Here is a 21472-nt window from a genome sequence, read left to right as displayed (position 1 = left end):
TGAGCATGGATGCGGCGTGACCCCACCGCATCGAAAGGCTCACGATGAGACTGTCCCGGTTCCTCGCCCTGCTCACCGCCGGGCTCGTGGCGCTCGTTCCCGCGCCCGCCCTCGCCAGCACCGTCCTCGCGGCGCCGACGGAGGTGCGGGTGCTGCACGTGGCGGACACGAGCGCCGACCTTTCGTGGTCGCACGACCTCTTCGCCGTCCAGGACGTGGTCGAGCGCAAGGTCGGCGGCACGTGGACGGAGTACGCGCGCGGCCTCTTCAACGGTCTCGCCCTGACCGGCCTGCAACCGGGCACCGCGTACACGTTCCGGGTGTATTCGCTGCCGTCGGAGACGTCCGGGTACGTCGCGAGCCCGCCGGCGGCGCCGATCACGTTCACGACCCTGGCCGGCCCCGACACGGTCGCGCCGTCGGCGCCCACCGCGCCGCTGTTCAGCACGATCACCACCACTGGCGTGTCCGTGGTCTGGGGCGAGTCGACCGACAACGTCCAGGTCACCGGATACCACCTGCAGCAGCTGACCGGTGGCGCCTGGACGACCGTCCGCACCGTCGACGCGTTCGGCCGCTTCCAGCGGGTCACCGGGCTGTCGGCCGGCACCGCCTACACGTTCGCCGTCGTCGCGTTCGACGCCCGCGGCAACCTGTCCGCCCGGTCGGCGCCGGCGACCGTCACCACGCTCGCCACCACCGCCGCCCCGACCTGTCAGGTGCAGCGCATCCTGTACAGCCCGGGCTTCACGGTCACGGTCACCATCACCAACTCGACGGTGGCGCCGGTCAGCGGCTGGACCGTCGGCTTCACCCTCGCGTCTGCCGCGGTCATCCAGAACGCCTTCGGCGGCGTCGTCACCCGCTCCGGCACCACCGGCACCGTCACGCCCCCGGCGTGGGGCGGCACGATCAGCCCGGGCGGGCAGGCGACGGCGGGCTTCATCGGCGGCGCCACCCCGTTCACGCCGCCGGAGAGTTTCACGCTCAACGGCATCCCCTGCACCGTGGTGTAGCGCTGTGACCTGGTGCGCGGGGTTGCGGCTGCATCGCACCCCGCGCACCGTGGCCGCGACCGGCCTACGCTGCCCGCATCGACACCCGCGGCGCCCTCCTCACGCCGGACGCGGTCGCGGCCGTGCGCGCGACCGCCGACCTGGCGCGGCTGCTGCGCGAACTGCGCCGCCGCGACGCCCGCCGCCGCGGCGGTGCCGAGCTCACCTACCGGGACCTCGCGGCGGCGACGGGCTGGTCGCACGGGATCATCGGCGGGTACCTGTCCGGGCGGGTCCTGCCGCCGACCGACCGCCTCGACACGCTGGTGCGGCTGCTCGGCGCGTCACCGGCCGAGCAGGGCGCCCTGGCCACCGCCCGCGACCAGGTCGAGGAGCGCCGCCGGCGCTCGAGCACGCCCGCGCCCCTCGCGCCGGAGTCCGCCGCGCGGCAGCCGGTGCCGAGGCAGCTACCGGCGGACGTGCCCGCGTTCACCGGCCGGGCGACGCACCTCGCCGAGCTCTCCACCGCCGCGGCGGGCCGGGTCGTGCTGATCGCCGGGACCGCGGGGGTGGGCAAGACCGCCCTGGCGGTGCACTGGGCGCATCGGGCCGCTGAGCGGTTCCCCGACGGTCAGCTGTTCGTCGACCTCCGCGGGTACGACCCGCGGCAGCCCGTCGACGCCGGTGACGCCCTCGCCGGGTTCCTGCGCGCCCTCGGCGTCCCCGCGTCCGGCATCCCCGCCGCGACCGACGAGCGGGCCGCCCGCTACCGGTCCGAGGTCGCCGGCCGGCGGTTGCTCGTGCTGCTGGACAACGCCTCCGCCGCCGACCAGGTCCGGCCGCTGCTGCCCGGCACCGCGACCTGCGCGGTCGTGGTGACCAGCCGGTCCACGCTCGGCGGCCTGGTCGCCCGGGACGGCGCCCACCCGATCCACGTCGCCCGCCTCGGCCACGCCGAGTCCATCGCCCTGCTGCGCCGCCTCAACGGCCCGGATCTGCTCGCCGCGCGCTGCGCCGGGCTGCCGCTGGCCCTGCGCATCGCCGCGGCCCGGCCGGTCCCGCGGCCCGCGACGTCGCAGGCACCCGGCCTTGCGACGGCCGGCCCCGAGGTGTCCGACCTGGCGGCGTTCGACGCCGACGACGACCCGCGCACCGCGCTGCGATCGGTGTTCTCGTGGTCGCTGCGGCACCTCACCCCCGCCGCGGCGCGGGCCTTCCAGCTGCTCGGCCTGCACCCCGGCCGCACCTTCGACGCCGCCGCGACGGCCGCGCTCACCGGCGGCGGGCCCGCGCTCGACGAGCTGGCCCGTGCGCACCTCGTGGAGCCGGCCGGGGGCGGCTACGAGATGCACGACCTGCTGCGTGCGTACAGTGCCGACCTCGCCGCGATGCTTCCCGAGGACGAGGCGCGGGCCGCGCTGGACCGGCTCGCCGCGCATCTCCTGGCGGGTGCGGCGGCCGCGATCGGCACGCTGTTCCCCTTCGAGGCTCCGTCGTGCTCCACGATGGACGGTCCGGACGAGGCCGCGCGATGGCTCGACCGGCAGCGATCCGGGCTCGTGGCGCTGGCCCGCCTGCCCGGCCGCACCGGTGACGCCGTGCGCCTCTCCCGGCTCCTGTGGCGGTATCTGGAGGTCGGCGGTCACCACCGGGACGCCCTCGCGCTGCACACCGCGGCCGCCGCGGACGACGACGCCGGCGCCCACGCCAACCTCGGCGCCGTCCACTGGATCCTCGGCGACCACCACCGGGCGCGGATCCACTTCGGACGGTCGCTGCACGGGCACCGGCGCGCCGGCGACGCGGCCGGTGCGGCGCGGGCGACGGCCCGGCTGGCGCTGGTCCACGAGCGGCTCGGCGACCATGACGAAGCCGCCGCACGCCTGCGGGAGGCGCTCACGGCGTTCCGGAGGCTCGGCGACCGGCACGGTGCGGCCGCCCAGCTGCTCAACCTCGGCTTCGCCCTGCACCGGGCGGGCCGCCACGCAGAAGCGGTCGGGCACCTCCGGCAGGCGGCCGAGCAGTTCGGCGACCTCGGCGACCGGCGCCTGGAAGGCTATGCCCTGGGCAACCTCGGCGCGGTGTACAGCCTCACCGGCCGCCACGAGGACGCCCTGACCCACCTGCGGCTGGCCCTCGACCGGTGCCTGGCATCGGGTGACCGGGGCGGCGAGGGCACCGCGCACGGGACGCTCGGTGCGGCGTACCACCGCATCGGCGACACCGTGAAGGCCCTGGGCCACCTGCGCCGCGCCCTCGCCGTCGCCCGCGCCACGGGCGAGTGCGGCCTGGAGGTCGAGACGCTCAACACCCTCGGCGCCGTGTTCCTCGCCACCGGCCGCCCCGACGCCGCCGGACACCGCTTCACGGCCGCCCGCGACCTCGCCGAGCGCACCGGCGACCGCCAGGGCCTGACGACCGCCCTCGCCGGGCTCAGCGGCCTGACCACGCCGTTTGAAGGCCTCAGCGGCCTGACCACCGCCGCTGAGGGCCTCAGCAGGCGACGCCGTTGACGGTCAGGTCGGACGGGGTCTCCGTCGCGGCGGCCGAGGCGGTCCAGCCGAACCGGACGGACCGACCGGTGTCGATGACCGCGTTGTAGGCCATGTTCGTCGCCGTCACCGAGAACGGGTCCGGCTGCGTCATCCGCGCCTGCCAGGCGCCGAGGTTGCCGGTCGCGGTGCGAAACGTCCAGTGTGCCGTCCAGCCGTCGATGGCCGGGCCGTGGTTGGTGATGGTGAGGTCCGCGACGAACCCGCCGTCCCAGGCGGCGAACCGGTAGGCGCAACTGACGTCCGGCACGGCCGCCGAGGCGGGCGTGGCAAGGACGGGCAGGGCGGGGAGCAGCAGCACCGCGGCGACGACGCGGGCGGATACAGACATCGAGCCTCCGATTGAGTGAGCAGGAGCCGGACACGCGGCACACCTGCCGCGTCCACACCGCTCGGCTCCCACCACGGCTCGCGGCGGCGAATGTACCGAGCGGAGGCGACGCCGGTCAACAGGTCCGCGTCCCGTCCGACCGGACGACGCGACGAACGTGGCGGAAATGCTCAGACCATCGCCCGGCGGCGCCGATGAGCAGGGGGCAGACCCAACTCCAGAGGAGGCCGGGAATGGCAGACGCAACCGGCGAACGGCGCCGCTCCGGGTTCCGCGACCTGTCCGTTGCCTGGAAACTGGGCAGCCTGGCGGGCGTGGTGTCGGTGCTGCTGCTGGCGATCGGCGTGTTCGGGCTGATCCAGCTCGGCGACGCGCAGGAGCGCCTCGACCTGCTGTACAACAACAACCTGCGCACCGTGCAGAACATCGACGAGGTGAGCTCCGACTACCGCGACGTCCGGTTCATGCTGCGCGACGTCGCGCTCGCGCAGACACCCGCGGAGAAGGACGCCGCCGAGCAGACTCTGCGGGGCGCCATCGAAGCCCTCGACACGAGCTGGCAGACGTTCACCGGGTCCGGCGGGCAGGGCGGCACGGCCGACCGGGAGTCGTTCGCCACGTCGTGGAAGTCCTACCGGGATCTGCTCTCGACGCAGCTGATCCCGCTGGCGAAGGCCGGCGACTACGACGGCTTCAACAAGGCGACGAAGGGCCCGGGCGCGTCGTTCGCGGCGGCGATCGGCAGTGCGCTGGACAACCTGGTCAAGATGGAGAACGAGGCGGCGAAGGCGACGCTGGCCGAGTCGAAGTCGGCGTACGACTCCTCGCGGGTCCTCTCGATCGGCATGATCGTGGTGGCGCTGGTGCTGGCGTTCACGATCGTGCAGATGATCAGCCGGGCGATCTCCAGGCCGCTCAACGAGACCGTCGGCGTGCTGACCGCGATGGCCGAGGGTCAACTGGACCGGCGGGTCGCGGTGGCGAGCCGGGACGAGGTCGGCAGGATGGGCACCGCGCTCAACAGCGCGCTGGACCGGCTCGCGGACACGGTGAGCACCGTCGTGGACTCCGCGACCCAGCTGAGCAACGCCTCCAGCCAGATCAGCGGCGCGTCGCAGAGCCTGTCGCAGGCCGCGACGGAGCAGGCCGCCAGCGTGGAGGAGACGACCGCGAGCATCGAGCAGATGACCGCCGGGATCGCGCAGAACAGCGACAACGCCCGCACCACGGAGGGCATCGCCACGAGCGCCGCGACCGAGGCGCAGGACGGCGGCGGCGCGGTGCAGAAGACGCTCGACGCGATGAAGCAGATCACCAGCAAGATCGGCATCATCGACGACATCGCGTTCCAGACGAACATGCTCGCCCTCAACGCCACCATCGAGGCGGCCAGGGCCGGCGAGCACGGCAAGGGCTTCGCCGTGGTGGCGACCGAGGTCGGCAAGCTGGCCGAGCGCAGCCAGATCGCGGCGCAGGAGATCAGCGAGCTGGCGGCCGGGAGCATGACGACCGCCGAGCACGCCGGCGCGCTCCTCGACAAGATCATTCCGAGCATCACGAAGACGTCGGACCTGGTCCAGGAGATCGCGGCGGCCAGCGGTGAGCAGTCCACGGGCGTGCACCAGATCAACATCGCGATGACGCAGATCGGCAAGGTCACCCAGCAGACCGCGTCGTCGAGCGAGGAGCTCGCCGCCACCGCCGAGGAGATGGCGGCGCAGACGCACCAGTTGCAGAACATGATGGCGTTCTTCACCACCGGCAGCGGCGGCCGCCGGGCCACGAACACGGCGCGCCCGCACCGGGAGACACCGAAGCCGCAGGCGAAGAGCCTGAACTACAGCACCACGCAGTACTCACCACGCGCCGACCTCACGGTCTCCGAGATCGACGAGAGCAAGTTCGACCGGTTCTGAACAACCCCGCCGCGGGCAGGTGCTACACCAGCACCTGCTCGCGGCTCACGTTCTCCGCGACCAGCGGGCCGACGTCGAGGATCAGCGCCACCTCGCCGTTGCCCAGGATGGTCGAGCCGCTGATGCACCGCGCCTCGCTGAACAGCACGCCCAGCGGCTTGATGACCGTCTGGAACTGCCCCAGCAGGGTGTCCACGACCAGGCCGGCGCGCTGCCCCGACTGCTCGATCACGACCACGTTCTGCCGGCGCGGCGGCTGCCCGTCGATGTCGAAGATCGTGCGGAGGCGGATGAACGGCAGCACCTCGCCGCGCAGGTACATGCAGTCGCGCCCGGCGGCGTTCGCCGGCAGCTCCACGCACTCGGTGACGCGGTCCAGCGGCACGATGAACGCCGACGACCCGACACCGACCAGGAACCCGTCGATGATCGCGAGCGTGAGCGGCAGCCGGATGCGGAACGTGGTGCCCTCCCCCGTGGCGGTCTCGACCTCGATGGTGCCGCGCAGCTCGGCGATGTTGCGGCGCACGACGTCCATGCCGACCCCGCGGCCGGACAGGTTCGAGACCGTCTCCACGGTGGAGAAGCCCGGCTCGAAGATCAGGTCGAAGACCTCGCTGTCGGTCATCGTCGCCCCGGCCTGGACCATGCCGCGGTCGACGGCCTTGGCCAGGATGCGGTCGCGGTTGAGCCCGCGCCCGTCGTCGACGACCTCGATCACGATCGACCCGGCGTCGTGGAAGGCGTTGAGCCGCAGCTTCCCGCGGGCCGGCTTGCCCGTCCGCCCCCGCTCTGCGCGGGGTTCGACGCCGTGGTCCAGGGCGTTGCGGACGAGGTGGAGCAGCGGGTCGCCGATGCGTTCGACGAGCGCCTTGTCCATCTCCGCCTCGCCGCCGGTGATGACCAGGTCGACGTCCTTGTCGAGGTCGACGCAGACGTCGCGGACGACCCGCTCGAAGCGGCGCAGGGTGGTGCCGATCGGCACCATCCGCAGCGACAGCGCGCTGTGCCGGACCTCCTCGACGAGCCGCATGACCTCTCCCTGCGCCTCCTCCTCGCCGTCGCCGTCGCGGCGATGGATGCCGACGCTCGACTGGGCGATGACGAGCTCACCGACGAGGTCGATGAGCTTGTCCAGGCGGTTGGCGTAGACGCGGATGGTCTGGGTCTCGTGCGACCGGCTGTCGGCGGTCTTGCGTTGCTTGCCGAGCGCTGCCTCGACGACCGGCTTCGGCACCGCCCGGGTCTCGATGAGGATCTCGCCGAGCTGCGGCAGCGTGCCGCCGGACCGGTTGCGTTCCTGCTGGATCCGCAGCGCCCGGGCGATCTCCAGGTCGGTGGCCGCGCCGCTGCGGATGAGCAGGTCGCCGAGCCGGTCCTGGTCGGGAAGTCCGTCGATCACGGTGACGTAGTCGTCGGCGGGCACGATCGCGATCTGGCTGTCCTCGCGGACGAAGTCGAAGACGCCCTCGATCTCGGTCTTCGGCGCACCGCTGACGAACTCGGCGTCGAACCCCAGGTAGCACGTCTCCGGGTCCATCAGGTCGGGCTCGGGCAGCTGGTCGGTCAGGGTCGTGACCCGGGTGACGGTGCCCATGGTGGCCAGGTAGCGCAGGAACGACAGGGGATCCATGCCGTTGCGCAGGCTGTCGGGCCCGAACCACAGCGTGAGGCGCCACGTCCTGACCGCACCGCCGCTCTGTCGCTCGTCCGCGGCGGCGGAACCGGTGTGCGCCGGCCCGTCGGTGAGGAACGGCTGCAGGGCGGCGAGGATGCGGTCGCCGTCGGCGGTCTCGGCGGGTGTCGCGTCCGGCCGGCCGGCGGCGACGCCCTCGACCATCGAGGAGACGTGGTCGCCGCACGGCAGCAGCGCGCTGACCAGCTCGGCGGTGACGGTCAGCTCGCCCTCGCGCAGCGAGTCCAGGACGGTCTCCACCACGTGCGTGAACGCCACCAGATGGTGCAGCCCGAACAGCCCCGCCGAGCCTTTGAGGGTGTGCATCGTGCGGAAGAGCGCGTTGACGGTGTCCCCGGCGCTCGGGTCGTCCTCGAGGCCGAGCAGGCCCTCCTCGAAGTCCTGCAGCAGCTCCCGCGCCTCGGTGATGAAGGTGTCGAGGGCGTCGCTGAGGTCGTCGGTCACGGTCGGGCTCCCGTCAGGCGTCCGTCGAGGACCGGGCGTTCGCCGAGCCCGCCACGGGCGGATCGGCGAGAAGCAGCTCCGGCACGAGATGCGCGGTGGCGAAGACGTCCCGGACGGCCGGGCTCGGCTCGCGGAACGCGAGGGTGCCGCCCAGCTGCTCCGCCTCGCGCCGGGCGGCGAGCAGGATCTGCAGCCCGGCGGTGTCCAGCTCGGTGACCCCGGACAGGTCGAGCTCGGCCGCGCCCTTCCCCTCACCCAGGAACGCCCGCAGCCGCGCGTGCTGCTCGGCCGCCATCGCGACGGTCAGCTCGCCGTCGAGCTCCAGCTGCCGCACCGTCACGGCATGACCAGCTTCGACACGGCGGCCAGCATCTGGTCGGGCTGGAACGGCTTGGTGACCCACGCCTTCGCCCCGGCCGCCTGCGCCTGCCGTTTCTTCTCCTCCTGCGACTCGGTGGTGAGCATGATGATCGGGGTGAACCGGTAGTTCGGCAGCTTCTTGACCTCGCCGACGAGCGTGATGCCGTCCATGTTCGGCATGTTGACGTCGGAGATGATCAGGTGGATGCGCCGGCCGTCGAGCTGTTGCAGCGCGTCCTTGCCGTCGGTGGCGGCCACCACCTCGTAGCCCGCGCCGCGGAGCGCGATGGTGACGACCTGCCGAACCGACGCCGAGTCATCGACGATCAGAATGGTCTTCGACATCAGTGCCCCCCTCTAGAAGAACGTGATCTCTGATTCGGGAACCGCGGTGGCCTTGGCGCCCGTGAGGTGCGCCTCCCGCTCCTGGTGCATCGTGTAGGTGGCGGCGAGCTCGTCGAGCAGCCGCCGCGCGTCCAGCGCCCGCCCGTCGCGTGACTCGGCGACGACGGCCGGCATCCGGTCGACGTTCTCCCGCAGATGCTCCAGGACCTGGCCGATCCGGTCCTGGAACTGCAGGTTGACGATGGCTCCGGCGACGCCGGCGCGGATCCCGACGGCGGCCCGCTCCAGCTGGTCCGAGGAGTCCCGCAGGCCGGAGAACACGGTGCCGAGGTCGTCGAGGACCTCGCTCACCTCGCTGTTGGCGCGGGTGACGGCGACGCCCTCGCGCTCAGCCTCGCCCTCGGCCTTGGCCAGCGCGGCGGCGATCGCGGCGGCGATGCTCTCGACCCTGCGCGCCATCCGCTCGCTCGTCTGGAACGACCGCTCCGCCAGCTGCCGCACCTCCAGGGCGACGATGCCGAAGCCGGCGCCCGCCTCGCCGGCCCGCGCGGCCTCGATGGAGGCGTTGAGCGCCAGGAGGTTGGTCTGCGCCGCGATCTGCGCCACCTCGGACGTCATCTGCTTCAGGTCGTCGTTGAGACCGAGCAGCGCCTCGAGGTCCCGCAGCGCCTCCTGCTTGGACGTCAGCGCGGAGTCGAGGGTGTTCACGACGCTGCCGAGCCGCTGCCGGCCGCGCTCCAGCGAGCCGCCGCCGTGGCTGTCCTCCAGCGCGGCGCTCGAGGAGGCGAGCACCGAGTCGAGGTTGTCGACGATCTGGCTGAACTCGGTCGTCACCGCGCCGACCGCCTTCTCCATCTGGGTCCGCGACGACTCGATCTGGCTCGACCAGACCGGGGCGACCGCGCCGGCGAACTCGGTGACGCTGCGCTCGTAGTCGGCGTTCGCGGCGCGCGCCGCCGCCGCCTCCCGCGCGGCCCGCCGGGCGCCGCCGGTCCCGGACCGGTAGCCGATGCCAAGTCCGGCGGCGAGGGCGAGGACTGCGATCAGGAACTCAACCATGGATACGGATCACCTCAGCGATGGCGGTCAGCGGCACTTCCCGGTCGACGGCGCCCAGCCGGACCGCTTCCTTCGGCATACCGTGCACGACGCAGGTCGCCTCGTCCTGGGCGACGGTGAGCGCGCCGGCGGTCCGCATCTCCAGCAGGCCGCGGGCGCCGTCGTCGCCCATCCCGGTCATGATGATGCCGAGCGCCCGGCGGCCGGCGACCTTCGCCACCGACCGGAAGAGCACGTCGACCGACGGCCGGTGCCGGTTGACCGGCGGGCCGTCGCTCACCTTGACCCGGAAGCGGGCACCGTCGGAGACGACCTGCAGGTGCCGCCCGCCGGGCGCGACGAGGGCCAGCCCCTCGGCGACGAGGTCGCCGTCGGCCGCCTCGCGGACCTCGATCGCTGCCAGCATGTCCATCCGCTCGGCGAACGCGGCGGTGAACTTCTCCGGCATGTGCTGCACGATCACGATGCCGGGACTGTTGCGCGGCAGCGCCGTCAGCACGGTCTCCAGGGCCTGCGTGCCGCCGGTGGACGTGCCGACCGCGATGAGCCGCCCGGCCGAGACCACGGCCGCCGCGGGTTCGGCCGGGCGCGGCGCGCCGGCGCCCGGCGCGGCAGTGGTGGCGACCGGTGCCGGGCGGTTCAGGCGGGCGACCTTGCCCGCCGCCGCCGCCCTGACCGCCGAGACGATGTCGCCGCTGTCGTCGGCCATGAACTGCTTCAGCCCGGTGGTGGGCTTGGGCACGACGCCGGCCGCCCCGGCCGCGAGGGCGTCCATGGTGGCGCGGGCGCCGCGCTGGCTCAGCGTCGAGCAGATGACGACCGGCGTCGGCCGGGTCGCCATGATCTTCTTCAGGAACGTGATGCCGTCCATCCGGGGCATCTCGATGTCCAGCACGACGACGTCGGGCCAGGCCTTGTTCATCAGGGTCATCGCGAAGATCGGGTCGGAGGCGACGCCGAGCACCTCGATGCCGGGCGTCTCGGCCAGCCGCCGCGACAGCACCTGCCGCACCACCGCCGAGTCGTCGACGATCACCACATTGATCGCCTTCCCGGTCATGACCAGCTCCGGGCGGCGCGGCGGTGCGGCTGGTCGCGTTGGCCGCGGTGCTCGGTGTGCTGCAGCCACACGTCGCCGGTGCCGAGGTCGAAGACCAGCTGCCGGGACCCGGTCCCGCCGAGGTGTTCGGCGGCGATCTGGAAGCCGTGCTCGCGCAGCAGCAGCAGACCGATCTCGATGTTGTCCTGCGGTACGTGCGGCGCGGGGCCACGCTTGCGGCCGGGGAACTGGTCGCCGCCGCCGAAGATCTTCGCCTGGTAGTCCGTGGGCCGGGTGCCGTTGCGCCGCAGCTCGGCCAGGAACAACTGGACCGCCTCGTCGGCGTAGCGTCCGCTGAGCTCCGGGTGGTCCGCCGGCGGCGCGGCGCGGTGGGCGAGGAGGTAGTGGCACATCCCGCCGACCCGCAACCGCGGGTGCCACAGCGTGATGGCCACGCACGAGCCCAGCACCGTGCGGATGCGGGTGCCGCCCCCGGCGAAGTGGAACTCGCCCGGGCTGAGGAAGACCTCGTCCGTCCTAGCCAACGCCGTCTCCGGCGAGGCGGTAGATCGACGGCTGCACCGGCAGCAGCCGCGACGGGATGCCGTTGAGCGTCTCGGACAGGCTGACGATGAGGTAACCGCCCGGGTACAGCATCTCCTGCAGCCGCCCGATCACGTGCGCCTTGGTGTCGGGCTCGAAGTAGATCATCACGTTGCGGAGCATGATCACGTCGAACCGGCCGAGGCGGCTCAGGTCCTCCAGCAGGTTCGCGCCGAGGAACGTCGTCCGCGCCCGCAGCGTCCGGTCGATCGCCATCAGGCCCTCGTACTCGGCCCGGCCCTTGCGGCAGTACCGGCGCAGCAGCGGCGTCGGGATCCGCTCCGCGGCCGCGATCGGGTAGATGCCGGCCGCCGCCCCGGCGACGACCCGCGTGGAGATGTCGGTGCCGACGATCTCCCACGGCGTGCTCGGCAGCGCGTCCGCGAGCACCATCGCCGCGCTGTACGCCTCCTCGCCGCTGGAGCTGGCGGCGCTCCACAGCCGCAACGGCCGGCTGGACCGGTGCGCCGGCGCGACGACCTGGCCGAGGAACTCGAAGTGCCGCGGCTCGCGGAAGAAGAACGTCTCGTTCGTGGTCAGCAGGTCGATCGCCTGGCGGGTCTCCGCGCCGTGCTGCGGCGACCGGATCACCTGCAGGTACTGCGTGTAGCTGGACAGCCCGAGCGAGCGCAGCCGCTTGTCCAGCCGCCCCTGCACCAGCGTCTCCTTGCCCGGCGCGAGCCGGATGCCGGTGCGCTGGTGCAGGAACTGGCTGACGGCCTGGAACTCGGCAGTGGTGATCTGCGTGGGCCCGGCCAGTGCACGTGTCATGACGACCCCGCCAGTGACCGGGTCATGACGACCGTGTCGCCCGGCCGCCCCCGCCGTTCTCTTCCGCACCGTCGGGGATGGCAGCCGTCGCGAGGTCCGCCATGTCGCTCAGCGACAGGACGTGGTCGATGTCCAGGACGATGATGAAGTCGTTGTCGCGCTTCGCCATCCCGCTGATGAAGTCGGCCCGGATGCCGGCGCCGAACGCCGGGGCCGGCTCGATGTCCTCGTCCGTGAACGCCTCGACCTTGCTGACCGCGTCGACGAGGATGCCGATGTCCTGACCGGTGCCCTGACCGGTGACACGGCCGGTGACACGGCCGTCGGCGGCGCCGGAGTCGTCGGATCCGGGCACGCCGCGGATGTGCACGATGATGATGCTGGTGCGCCTGGCGATGCTGGTGGCGCCCTTGGCGAAGCGGATCGCGAGGTCGATGACCGGGACCGCCCGGCCGCGCAGGTTGATGACGCCGCGGACGAAGTCGGGCGTCATGGGCACGACGGTGAGGTTGCGGTATTCGAGGATCTCGGTGATGTGGAAGATGTCCAGCGCGTAGGACTCGCCGTTCAACGTGAAGGTCAGGTATCGCGTCGCGTCGCCGGCGGTGCCGTCGCCGGGTCCACCACCGCGGGTTGCCGCTTCAACACTCACAGCTCTGTCCTCCCGGGCGGGTCGGGTGTCCGGTACACGCCCACCAGGAGACCTATCGGCGCCGGGCTTGCGGCCTGAAGGGGAACACCGGGGAAGATCAGACGATTGCGGGCGTGAAATGAACGGCGCCGGGCGGACATGTAGAGGCAGCACACCGCCACTACACCGCCTCAGCACGATGGGAGCCACCCTTGGCACGAGCCCCCAGCGCCGCCCGCTTCGAAGCCCTGTACCGGTCCTGCTACCAGGACCTGCTCGGCTACGCCCTGCGGCGCGTCGACCGGCCCGAGTCGGCCGCCGACGTGGTCGCCGACACGTTCCTGATCGCCTGGCGCCGCATCGACGACATCCCCGACGGACAGGGCAGACCGTGGCTGTTCGGGGTCGCCCGCAACGTCATGGCCAACCATCAGCGCGCCGACCGGCGCCGCGCCGACCTCGGGGCGCGGCTGCGCCAGGAGCTCGCCGGGGCGACCACGATCGAGCCGTCGGTGCCGCCGGAGATCGCGCACGCGTTCCGCGCCCTGCCCGAGGGCGACCGGGAGGTGCTGCGCCTGGTGGCCTGGGAGGGCCTGGGCGCCGACGACCTCGCGGTCGCGCTCGACTGCTCGGTCAACGCCGCCCGGATCCGCCTGCACCGCGCCCGCCGCAGGTTCGCCGAGGCCCTGCGATCACCGTCCCTGACCAGTCGTTCTCTTTCCATTCGTGACAGGAGTGACCGTGACTGAAATCGACGAGGAGCAGGACCATTTGGTCCGGTTGCTCTCCCCCACCGTGCACGTCCCCGCGTCCGCGCAGGCCGCCTCCGACGAACTGCTGCGGGACATCCTGCACGCCACTCCACCGGCGGCGGACTGGCGCCGCCGGCTCTTCATCGCGGTCCCCGCCGCGGCCGGGCTGACGGTCGTGGCGCTGGTGGCCGGCTCGCTGCTGTCCACGCCGGAGCCGGCGAACGCGGCGCTCACGTTCTCCGAACGGGCCGGGTACATCACCGTCACCATCAACGACCCGGCCGCCGACGCTCAGCGGTACAACGACGAACTCGCGAAGTACGGGCTCAACATCAAGATCCAGCTGGTGCCGGCCAACCCGGACGACGTCGGCAAGGTGGTGTTCGAGGAGACGGGAGCCCCCGGCCTCGAAGCCATCGAGAACCCCGGCAGGTGCAACGCCAACGGGTCGTGCCAGGTCGGCTTCAAGGTGCCGCTGAACTTCAGCTCCTACGCGGTCGTCGCCTTCGGCCGGACCCCGCTGCCCGGCGAGTCCGTCGACGGCGGCTCCACGGCGCAGAAGGACGTCGGCGAGAGCCTTCTGGGCAAGACGGTCGCCGAGGCCCGCCGCATCCTGGCGGCGAAGGGCATGACGGCCGAATACCGGGTCGGGCCGAAGTCCCTGTCCGCCCCGGCGGAGGAGGTGCCCGGCGACTGGATCGTGTTCGACACCGCGCCGATCGACACGACCGTCATCGTGCTGTGGTCCTCGGCGGACGGCAGGTCGCCGATCCCGTCGGGCGACGACGTGCCGAAGCCGGGCCCGTCGGCGAGCATCAAGCCGAACTGACCCGGGTCATCGCCCGGGGGGCGGGATCTCCCCCGACCCCCGGGCGATGTACCGCGTCGGCAGCGTCACCGCCCTGGCCGGCCCGTCGTCGCCGTCCAGGCGGGCGAGCAGGATGAGCGCCGCCCGCCGCCCCATCTCCGCCGGGTCCTGCGCGATGACGGACACCGGCGGGTCGAGCATGTCGGCGAGCGGGAAGTCGTCGAAGCCGATGTGCGCGACCGCATGGTGCAGGCCGAGTCCGACCAGGGCCCGCCGGGCGCCGACCGTCAACCAGTTCTGCGCGGTCACCAGCGCGGTCGGCGCCGGCGAGGTCGTGAACATCCCGGTCACCGCCTGGCGGGCCGCCTCGGCGGTGTGCACGTCCCGGCCCACCCACTCCGGTCGCGCCCGGCAGCCCAGCTCGGCGGTCGCCTCGACGAAACCCTGATGGCGTTCGCGGGCGGTCCACAGCGTCGTGTGGTCGGCGACGAACCCGATCCGGCGGTGTCCCAGTGCGTGCAGCGCCCGCACGGCACCCGCGACGCCACCCCGGTTGTCGGCGGTGACGGTGTCGACGCCGGGGACCGGAGAGGCCCGGTCGACGCAGACGACCGGGGTCCCGTCGCGGTGCGCGGCGGCGAGCTCGCCGTCGGGCGCGCCGGTCGGCACGACGACGATCCCGTCGACCCGCCGGGTGAGCAGGACGCCGAGCAGCTCCCGCTCCCGCTCCGGCTCCTCGTCGCTGCTGCCGGCGAGGACGAGCAGCCCGCGCCGGACGCAGGCGTCCTCGACGGCGCGGTGCAGCGCCGAGGAGAACGGGTTGGCCACGTCCTGCAGCACGAGCCCGATCGTGCTGGTGCGCCGGTCCGCGCGGCGCAGACTGGTCGCCGCGGTGTCCCTGCGGTAGCCCAGCTGCCGGGCCGCGTCGAGGACCCGCCCGGTGAGGTGCGGGTCGACCGCCACGCCGTTGATGACCCGGGATACGGTCGCCAGCCCGACGCCCGCGAGTGCCGCGACGTCCTTCATCGTGGCCCGCCCACGGTCACTCATGTATGGACATCTTTCTCTATCGAGCGCACACTGTCGAACACCCGCCAGGAAACGTTTCCTCAACCCTACCGGTCACTCCGCCGAAGGGACCACCGCCATGCGTACCGTTCGGTTCCGAATCCTGCTCGTGCCGGCGATCCTCATCGCCGTCCTCGTGCCCGCGAGCGCCCAGGCGAGCCCGTCCAGCGACTATCCGGAGTTCCCCTACCCGGCCACCGCCGCCTACGACGAGCCCTACCGGGGCCAGTTCCACTTCAGCTCGCGCAGCGGCTGGATGAACGACGTCAACGCCCCGCTGTACTACAACGGCCTGTACCACCTCTTCTACCAGCACAATCCGCACGGCCTCGCCTGGGACACCATGCACTGGGGGCACGCCACCAGCCCGGACCTCGTGCACTGGACGCAGAAGCCGGTCTCGCTGGAGCCCGGCGTGCACCCCGGTGACCTGTTCTCCGGCGCCGGTGTCGTCGACACCACCAACACCTCCGGCCTGCGCACCGGGGCCGACGCGCCGATCGTCGCGTTCACCGGCACCAACGGCGTGTCCATCGTGTACAGCACCGACGGCGCCCGCACGTTCCAGAGCTACGACCGCGGCCGGAAGGTCGTCGTCCCGTCCGGCACCAGCCGCGACCCGAAGGTCCTGTGGGACGCCGCCCGCGGCCGGTGGGTGATGGTCGTCTGGTCCGACGGCGGCGGCAACGGCGTCAACGTCTACACGTCGACGAACCTGCTCGACTGGACCTACCGCAGCCGCTTCAGCGCCGGGTGGCTCTTCGAGTGCCCCGACTTCTTCTCCCTGGCCGTGGACGGCAACACCGGCAACACCAGGTGGGTCATGACCGACGCGTCCGGCGAGTACGTCACCGGCACCTTCGACGGCGCCGCGTTCACGCCCGACTTCACCGCGCCGCAGCGCATGGACCAGGGCCGCAACGCGTTCGACGGCTCGTTCTACGCGGGCCTGGTCTTCAGCAACATGCCCGACGGCCGGACCGTGCAGATGGCGTGGCAGCCCGGCAACCACGGCGCCACCTGGACCGGCAACGCGTCCTTCCCCGCGCAGCTGCGCCTGATCAGCACGCCCGCCGGGCCACGGATCACCCGGCTCCCCGTCGCCGAGATCGCCTCGCTGCGGTTCGGCACCACGACGTGGTCGAACCGCACCGTCACCACCGACCCGGCCACGGACCCGTTCGCCGGGATCACCGCCGACACGTACGAGATCCTCGCCGAGTTCGACGTCGGCGCGAGCACCGCGACGCAGTTCGGCTTCCAGCTGCACCGCCGCGCCGACGGCGGCTACGACCGGGCCGTCGCCTACGACCGGGCCGCGCAGACGCTGTACGGCGCGCCCCTGGCACCGGTCAACGGCCGGGTGAAGGTGCGGCTGCTGGTCGACCGCGGCCAGCTGGAGGTGTTCGGCAACGACGGCCGGCTCTCCTACACCGACAACGTCAACTTCAACTCCGCCGCCACCAGCCAGGGCATCCGGCTCTTCGCCACCGGCGGCTCGGCGCGGCTCGTCTCCGCCGAGTTCCACCGGCTGCGCTCCGCCTGGGGCCAGGGCGAGCCGACCCTCGAGTCGAACCTCGCCGGGCCGTGGCGTCCCGTCGCCGGCAACGGTGCCGGCTCGTGGGGAGACACCGCCGCCGGCAAGCGCGGCACCGCCGGCGGGGACGCGTTCTACCTGAGCGACACGACCGCCGCCGACTTCACGTATGAGGGCGACGTGACGATCGAGTCCGGCACCGCCGCCGCCATCACCTTCCGGGCCAACGCCGACGCCACGCAGCACTACACCGCCAACATCGACGCGTCCGGGGTGGTGAAACTGTGGCGGCCCGGCCGGGTCATCGCCACCTACCCGACGGCCGTCGTGCCGGGGCGCACCTATCACCTGAAGGTCGTCACGGCCGGGGCGAGCATCAAGGTGTACCTCGACCACGGCGCGACCCCGGTCATCGACGCCACCGACACCGCCTACGCCGGTGGCTATCTGGGTGCGAACGTGTTCAACGGCACCGGCACCGTGCAGAACCTGACCCTCAACGGGCCGGGCTTCAGCACCAATCTGGCCGGCCCCTGGCAGCCGGTCAACGGCACCTGGACGACGACGGCACCACGGGCCGGCGCGCACGGCACCGGCGCCGGCGACACGTTCTACCTCAGCCGGACCGTCGCCGCGGACCTCACCTACGAGGGCGATCTGACGATCGTCAACGGTACCGCCGCCGCGCTCACCTTCCGGGCCAACGCCGACGCCACCCAGCACTACAGCGCCAACATCGACGCGTCCGGGGTGGTGAAACTGTGGCGGCCGGGCCGCGACATCGGCACCTACCCGACGGCGATCGTGCCGGGGCGGACCTATCACCTGAAGGTCGTCGCGGTCGGCGCGAGCATCAAGGTGTACCTCGGCAACGGCACCACGCCCGTCATCGACGCCACCGACACCGCGTACAGCAGCGGCTACCTCGGCGCGAACGTCTACGACGGCTCGGCGGTGGTGCAGCGGCTGAACCGGAGCTGATGGGCTCACGCAGGACCAACGCGGGGACCGGACCGGGGCGGGGGCTGCTGACCCGCGGCGCCGACACGATCGTCGGCGTCACCCGGTCCGGCTCCGGCATCCCGTCGACCGGCAGCAGGACGCCGCCGTCATGCGGCGCGCAGGACCGCCACGAGGAAGTCCGAGCCGGGGGTGAACGGACGCAGGTCCCAGGTGGCGAGGAGCAGGTCCGGCAGCAGGCCCGCCGCGTCGGCGTCGGCGAGGAAGTCGTCGAACTCGTAGCCTCGGCCCGCGCCGAAGCCGATGACGACCCGCCCTGCGCCCCGCAGGTGCGCCCGCAGCCGGCGCAGCACCTCCCGCCGGGTGTCCTTCGCGACGAACGTCATCACGTTGCCGGCGCTGACGACGACGTCGAAGCCTTCGGCGATGCCGTGCGCCGGCAGGTCGAGCCCGGACAGGTCGCCGACGAGCCACGTCGCCGCAGGGTGGTGGTGCCGCGCCGCCGCGACGAGGACCGGGTCGAGGTCGACGCCGGTCACGTCGTGCCCGGCCGCGGCGAGGTGCCCGCCGACGCGGCCCTGACCGCAGCCCGCGTCGAGGATCCGGGACCCGCGCGGCAGCATCGCGTCGACGAGCCGGGCCTCGCCGACGAGATCGTGACCGGCCTCCGCCATCGAGCGGAACCGGTCGATGTAACGCTGCGAGTGCCCCGGGTCGGCCTCGACGAGCTCCAGCCAGCTGTTGCGGTCAGCCATGCGGTGTCCTTTCCTTCGTCCGCCTCCCATTGTCCGCCCGCGCGTTTTCGAAATACCCGGCGGGCCGCGGCCCGGCATGATGGTGCTCCAACCGCCGTCCGTGGAGATCCTGTGACCGCACCAGCACAGCGCGCCCTCGCGCCGATCGTGTTCGCCTATGCCGCCTTCGTCCTCGTCGGTCTCAGCGCCGGCGTCGGCGGGGTGCTCCTGCCCGCGCAGATCCACGACTACGGCCTGGACAAGGCAACCATCGGGGTGACGTTCTTCGCGTCGTCCGCCGGGTTCATGCTCGCCGGGGCGACGGCCGGGGCGCTGATCCACCGCCTCGGGTTCCGGCTCGCGCTGACCCTGGGCGCCGCCGCGTTCCTCGCCGCCGGGCTGTACACGGCGACCCGGCCCGCGTTCGCCGCGCTCGTGGGTGCGCAGGTCGTCGTCGGCTACGGCACCGGCGTCCTCGAGTCGGTCCTCAACGCCTACCTGGTCGCGCTGACCGGCTCGACGACGCTGCTCAACTGGCTGCACGCGTTCTTCGGTGTCGGCGCGCTGATCGGCCCGCTCCTCGCCACCTGGATGCTGGGCTTCACCGCGTGGCCGTCGGTGTGGCTGGTGCTCGCCCTGGCCTGCGTGCCGCTCGTCGCCGGTTTCCAGCTGACCATGCGGTCCGCCGCCGACCATCGCCCGGACGGCGCGGAGCCACCCGGCCGCGGGCTGGTGCGCCAGGCGAGCCGGCGGCCGGCGGTGCTGCTCGGCGCCATGTTCCTCGCCGTGTACGTGGGGCTGGAGCTCAGCGTCGGCAACTGGGGCTTCAGTTTCCTCGTCGCCGAGCGTGGCCACGGCGACCTCCTCGCCGGGTACACGGTCAGCGGCTACTGGCTCGGCCTGACCCTCGGCCGGTTCGTGCTGAGCCCGGTCACCGCCCGCCTCGGCTGGAGCCCGAACCGGCTGATGACCGCCTGCCTGGCCGGCGTCGTGCTCTCGGCGGCGCTGCTGTGGCTGGCACCGGCGGCGGCCGTGGCCGCATTGGCGCTCCTCGGCTTCTGGCTCGGCCCGATCTTCCCGACCACGATGGTGGTGGCCCCGCTGCTCGCCCCCGCCCACCTCGGGCACACGACGATCGGCCTGCTCAACGGCGTCTCGATCGTCGGCGGCGCCCTGTTCCCGTTCCTGGCCGGGGCCATCGCCGAGCGGTCCGGCCTGTGGACGCTACCGCCGCTCGCCGTCGCCCTCGCACTGACCCAGCTCGCGCTCTGGTGGCGCACCACCCGGCACATGCACACCCCCACCGACGTCCAGCCGGCCGCCGTCTGAAGGCACCGGCGGCAGCTCGGCTCCCGCGCCCGCACTCATGCGTCTGCATGGGTGCGGGCGAGGCGGGTCAGGTCACCAGGACGACGGCGGACGCGGCGACGGCGGCGGAGACGACGGCGCCGGTCCACCGCAGCCAGGGGCGGCCCGTGACCAGCGGCAGCGTGCGCCAGGACGGGACGGCCGGGCACAGCGCCGCGACGGTGGCGGCGACGCCGAGCGCCCAGACGACGACGGGGACCGCGAGCCAGTCGCCGGCGCGGTACGCGAGCAGCAGCATCACCGCGGACCACAGCACGGACGTCGCGAGCCGGACCCGGTCGATGTGGCCGCGGGCGGCCAGGCGCACGGACACGAACAGGCCTGCCGCGCCGATCAGGCTCAGGCCCACCGTGACCAGGACCTTGAGGAGGGACCGGGACGGGTCGGCGGGGCCGGGCGGCGTCACGCCCAGCAGGCGGCGGCCGATGGGGTCGACGTCGCGGTCGGTGTTGCCGAGCACGACGACGCCGCGGCCGGTCCCGCGGTCGACGGCCAGGTAGGAGCGGAACCCTCCGGTGCCGCCGTTGTGCCAGGTGAGGGTGGCGTTGTCGTAGCGGGTGGTGAACCAGCCGTGGCCGACCCGCTCGCGGTCGTCGACGGTGTGCCGCGGGGTGAGCGCGTCGAGGCCCGGGGCGGCGCCGGCGTGCACGGCGGTGACCAGGCGGGCCAGGTCGGCGGCGGTGGACCAGACACCGATGCCGGCCGGTGCCCAGCCCGCGCCCCGCCACGGCTCGACCTTCCGGCCGGAGGCCGTCGAGCCGGACGCGTGCCCGGCCGGCAGCGCGGTGCCGTCGGAGCTGACCGTGGTGGCGCTCATCCCGAGCGGGCCGAGCAGCTCGTCGCGTAGCAGCCGCGGATACGGCACGCCGGCCCGCTCGGCGAGCGCCTGGCCGAGGACGGCGGCGCCGAAGTTCGAGTAGTTCATGGTGCCGCGGCCGCCGCCGGGGCGCTGGCCGTCGGCGGTGCGCAGCAGCCAGTCGCGGTCCTGCCCGGCGTACGGGTCGCCGCCGCCGAGGTTCGCGAAATACAGCCGGGCGGCCTGGCCCACCGATGTGACCGGGACGCTGCGCAGGCCGGAGCGGTGGCTGGACAGCTCGTCGACGGTGACGTCTCCGGCCGGACCGGTGACGGACGGCACGAGGGTCCGCAGCCGCTCGCCGGGTGCGACACCGGAGTCGGCGAGCAGCATGCCGGTGAACGCCTTGGCGATCGAGCCGATCTCGAACGGGGTGTCGGCGGTGACCGGCCCGCCGTCGCCGCGGTCGCCGATCCCCGCGGTGCGGACGCCGCCGGGGCCGATGAGCGCGACGGCGAGCCCGCGGTAGCCGTCGGGGTCCCCGGCCGCCGCGCGGAGCTGCGCGGCGAGCGCGGCGTCTCCGGTGACGGCGCCGGCCAGGTGCGGTGGCCGCGGCGCGGCCAGGAGGGCGGCGACCCCGGCGAGCAGGGCGAGCGCGACGATCGCGACGATGCGGTTGCGCATGGTTTCGACTCCTTCCGGTTTCC

General features: G+C 73.0%; 19 protein-coding genes. 7 read left to right on the top strand and 12 right to left on the bottom strand.

Going from position 1 to position 21472, the window contains the following annotated elements:
- Positions 1-44 precede the first annotated feature (44 nt).
- Together ABZS58_RS08660 and ABZS58_RS08655 are read left to right on the top strand one after the other, a co-directional pair.
- A complete protein-coding gene (locus ABZS58_RS08660) occupies positions 45-1016 on the top strand; it encodes a cellulose binding domain-containing protein (RefSeq protein ID WP_354779103.1) in 972 nt (323 codons plus the stop codon).
- Positions 1017-1138: 122 nt separating this feature from the next.
- Positions 1139-3508 (top strand): tetratricopeptide repeat protein, encoded by a 2370-nt coding sequence (locus ABZS58_RS08655; RefSeq protein ID WP_354779101.1) that lies wholly within the window; start codon positions 1139-1141, stop codon positions 3506-3508.
- Here the strand turns inward: ABZS58_RS08655 and ABZS58_RS08650 are convergent.
- Positions 3489-3878 (bottom strand): cellulose binding domain-containing protein, encoded by a 390-nt coding sequence (locus ABZS58_RS08650; RefSeq protein ID WP_354779099.1) that lies wholly within the window; start codon positions 3876-3878, stop codon positions 3489-3491. The two genes, ABZS58_RS08655 and ABZS58_RS08650, sit on opposite strands and share 20 nt — an antisense overlap.
- A 233-nt stretch (positions 3879-4111) precedes the next feature.
- Here ABZS58_RS08650 and ABZS58_RS08645 point away from each other — a divergent pair, with 233 nt between their 5' ends.
- Entirely contained in the window at positions 4112-5794 is a 1683-nt protein-coding gene (locus tag ABZS58_RS08645) for a methyl-accepting chemotaxis protein (RefSeq protein ID WP_354779097.1), read from the top strand.
- 22 nt (positions 5795-5816) lie between these two features.
- Here ABZS58_RS08645 and ABZS58_RS08640 read toward each other — a convergent pair whose 3' ends face one another.
- From ABZS58_RS08640 to ABZS58_RS08605, 8 genes are read right to left on the bottom strand one after another with little or no spacing between them, the layout of a single operon-like run.
- On the bottom strand, positions 5817-7934 hold the full coding sequence (locus tag ABZS58_RS08640) for a chemotaxis protein CheA (RefSeq protein ID WP_354779095.1): 2118 nt from the start codon (positions 7932-7934) through the stop codon (positions 5817-5819).
- A gap of 13 nt (positions 7935-7947) precedes the next feature.
- Entirely contained in the window at positions 7948-8274 is a 327-nt protein-coding gene (locus tag ABZS58_RS08635; RefSeq protein WP_354779093.1) for an STAS domain-containing protein, read from the bottom strand.
- Positions 8271-8639: a response regulator gene (locus ABZS58_RS08630; RefSeq protein ID WP_354779091.1), complete on the bottom strand. Its 369-nt coding sequence runs from the start codon at positions 8637-8639 to the stop codon at positions 8271-8273. Before ABZS58_RS08630 ends, ABZS58_RS08635 begins: the two co-directional genes overlap by 4 nt.
- 12 nt (positions 8640-8651) lie before the next feature.
- The gene (locus ABZS58_RS08625; RefSeq protein ID WP_354779089.1) at positions 8652-9698 is read right to left on the bottom strand and encodes a methyl-accepting chemotaxis protein; all 1047 of its coding nucleotides are present in this window, start codon (positions 9696-9698) and stop codon (positions 8652-8654) included.
- Positions 9691-10758 carry a chemotaxis response regulator protein-glutamate methylesterase gene (locus tag ABZS58_RS08620; protein WP_354779087.1) on the bottom strand — a complete coding sequence of 356 codons (1068 nt, stop codon included), beginning with the start codon at positions 10756-10758 and terminating at the stop codon, positions 9691-9693. The genes ABZS58_RS08625 and ABZS58_RS08620 overlap by 8 nt, the downstream gene beginning before the upstream one ends.
- Entirely contained in the window at positions 10755-11282 is a 528-nt protein-coding gene (locus ABZS58_RS08615) for a chemotaxis protein CheD (protein WP_354779085.1), read from the bottom strand. The genes ABZS58_RS08620 and ABZS58_RS08615 overlap by 4 nt, the downstream gene beginning before the upstream one ends.
- Positions 11275-12111 carry a CheR family methyltransferase gene (locus tag ABZS58_RS08610; protein WP_354779083.1) on the bottom strand — a complete coding sequence of 279 codons (837 nt, stop codon included), beginning with the start codon at positions 12109-12111 and terminating at the stop codon, positions 11275-11277. Before ABZS58_RS08610 ends, ABZS58_RS08615 begins: the two co-directional genes overlap by 8 nt.
- A gap of 22 nt (positions 12112-12133) precedes the next feature.
- Positions 12134-12763 (bottom strand): chemotaxis protein CheW, encoded by a 630-nt coding sequence (locus tag ABZS58_RS08605; RefSeq protein ID WP_354779081.1) that lies wholly within the window; start codon positions 12761-12763, stop codon positions 12134-12136.
- Between the two features lie 191 nt (positions 12764-12954).
- Here ABZS58_RS08605 and ABZS58_RS08600 point away from each other — a divergent pair, with 191 nt between their 5' ends.
- Positions 12955-13491 carry a sigma-70 family RNA polymerase sigma factor gene (locus ABZS58_RS08600; protein WP_354779079.1) on the top strand — a complete coding sequence of 179 codons (537 nt, stop codon included), beginning with the start codon at positions 12955-12957 and terminating at the stop codon, positions 13489-13491.
- Entirely contained in the window at positions 13484-14323 is an 840-nt protein-coding gene (locus ABZS58_RS08595; RefSeq protein ID WP_354779077.1) for a hypothetical protein, read from the top strand. Before ABZS58_RS08600 ends, ABZS58_RS08595 begins: the two co-directional genes overlap by 8 nt.
- A 6-nt stretch (positions 14324-14329) precedes the next feature.
- Here the strand turns inward: ABZS58_RS08595 and ABZS58_RS08590 are convergent, their stop codons facing one another.
- On the bottom strand, positions 14330-15352 hold the full coding sequence (locus tag ABZS58_RS08590) for a LacI family DNA-binding transcriptional regulator (protein WP_354779075.1): 1023 nt from the start codon (positions 15350-15352) through the stop codon (positions 14330-14332).
- 97 nt (positions 15353-15449) lie between these two features.
- Here ABZS58_RS08590 and ABZS58_RS08585 point away from each other — a divergent pair, with 97 nt between their 5' ends.
- On the top strand, positions 15450-17888 hold the full coding sequence (locus ABZS58_RS08585) for a glycoside hydrolase family 32 protein (protein WP_354779073.1): 2439 nt from the start codon (positions 15450-15452) through the stop codon (positions 17886-17888).
- Between the two features lie 128 nt (positions 17889-18016).
- Here ABZS58_RS08585 and ABZS58_RS08580 read toward each other — a convergent pair whose 3' ends face one another.
- Complete coding sequence (locus tag ABZS58_RS08580) at positions 18017-18622, bottom strand: class I SAM-dependent methyltransferase (RefSeq protein WP_354779071.1); 606 nt, start codon at positions 18620-18622, stop codon at positions 18017-18019.
- 111 nt (positions 18623-18733) lie between these two features.
- Between ABZS58_RS08580 and ABZS58_RS08575 the strand changes: the two genes are divergently transcribed.
- Positions 18734-19930: an MFS transporter gene (locus tag ABZS58_RS08575; protein WP_354779069.1), complete on the top strand. Its 1197-nt coding sequence runs from the start codon at positions 18734-18736 to the stop codon at positions 19928-19930.
- A gap of 67 nt (positions 19931-19997) precedes the next feature.
- On the opposite strand, the gene ABZS58_RS08570 is transcribed toward ABZS58_RS08575, so the two are convergent.
- Entirely contained in the window at positions 19998-21449 is a 1452-nt protein-coding gene (locus tag ABZS58_RS08570; RefSeq protein ID WP_354779067.1) for a serine hydrolase domain-containing protein, read from the bottom strand.
- Between the last annotated feature and the right edge of the window lie 23 nt (positions 21450-21472).

The sequence above is a fragment of the Dactylosporangium sp. NPDC005555 genome, from assembly GCF_040605635.1.
Lineage (GTDB): Bacteria > Actinomycetota > Actinomycetes > Mycobacteriales > Micromonosporaceae > Dactylosporangium.
Note: the sequence above shows the minus strand (reverse complement) of the source record. Positions and strands in the feature narration are given on the sequence as shown.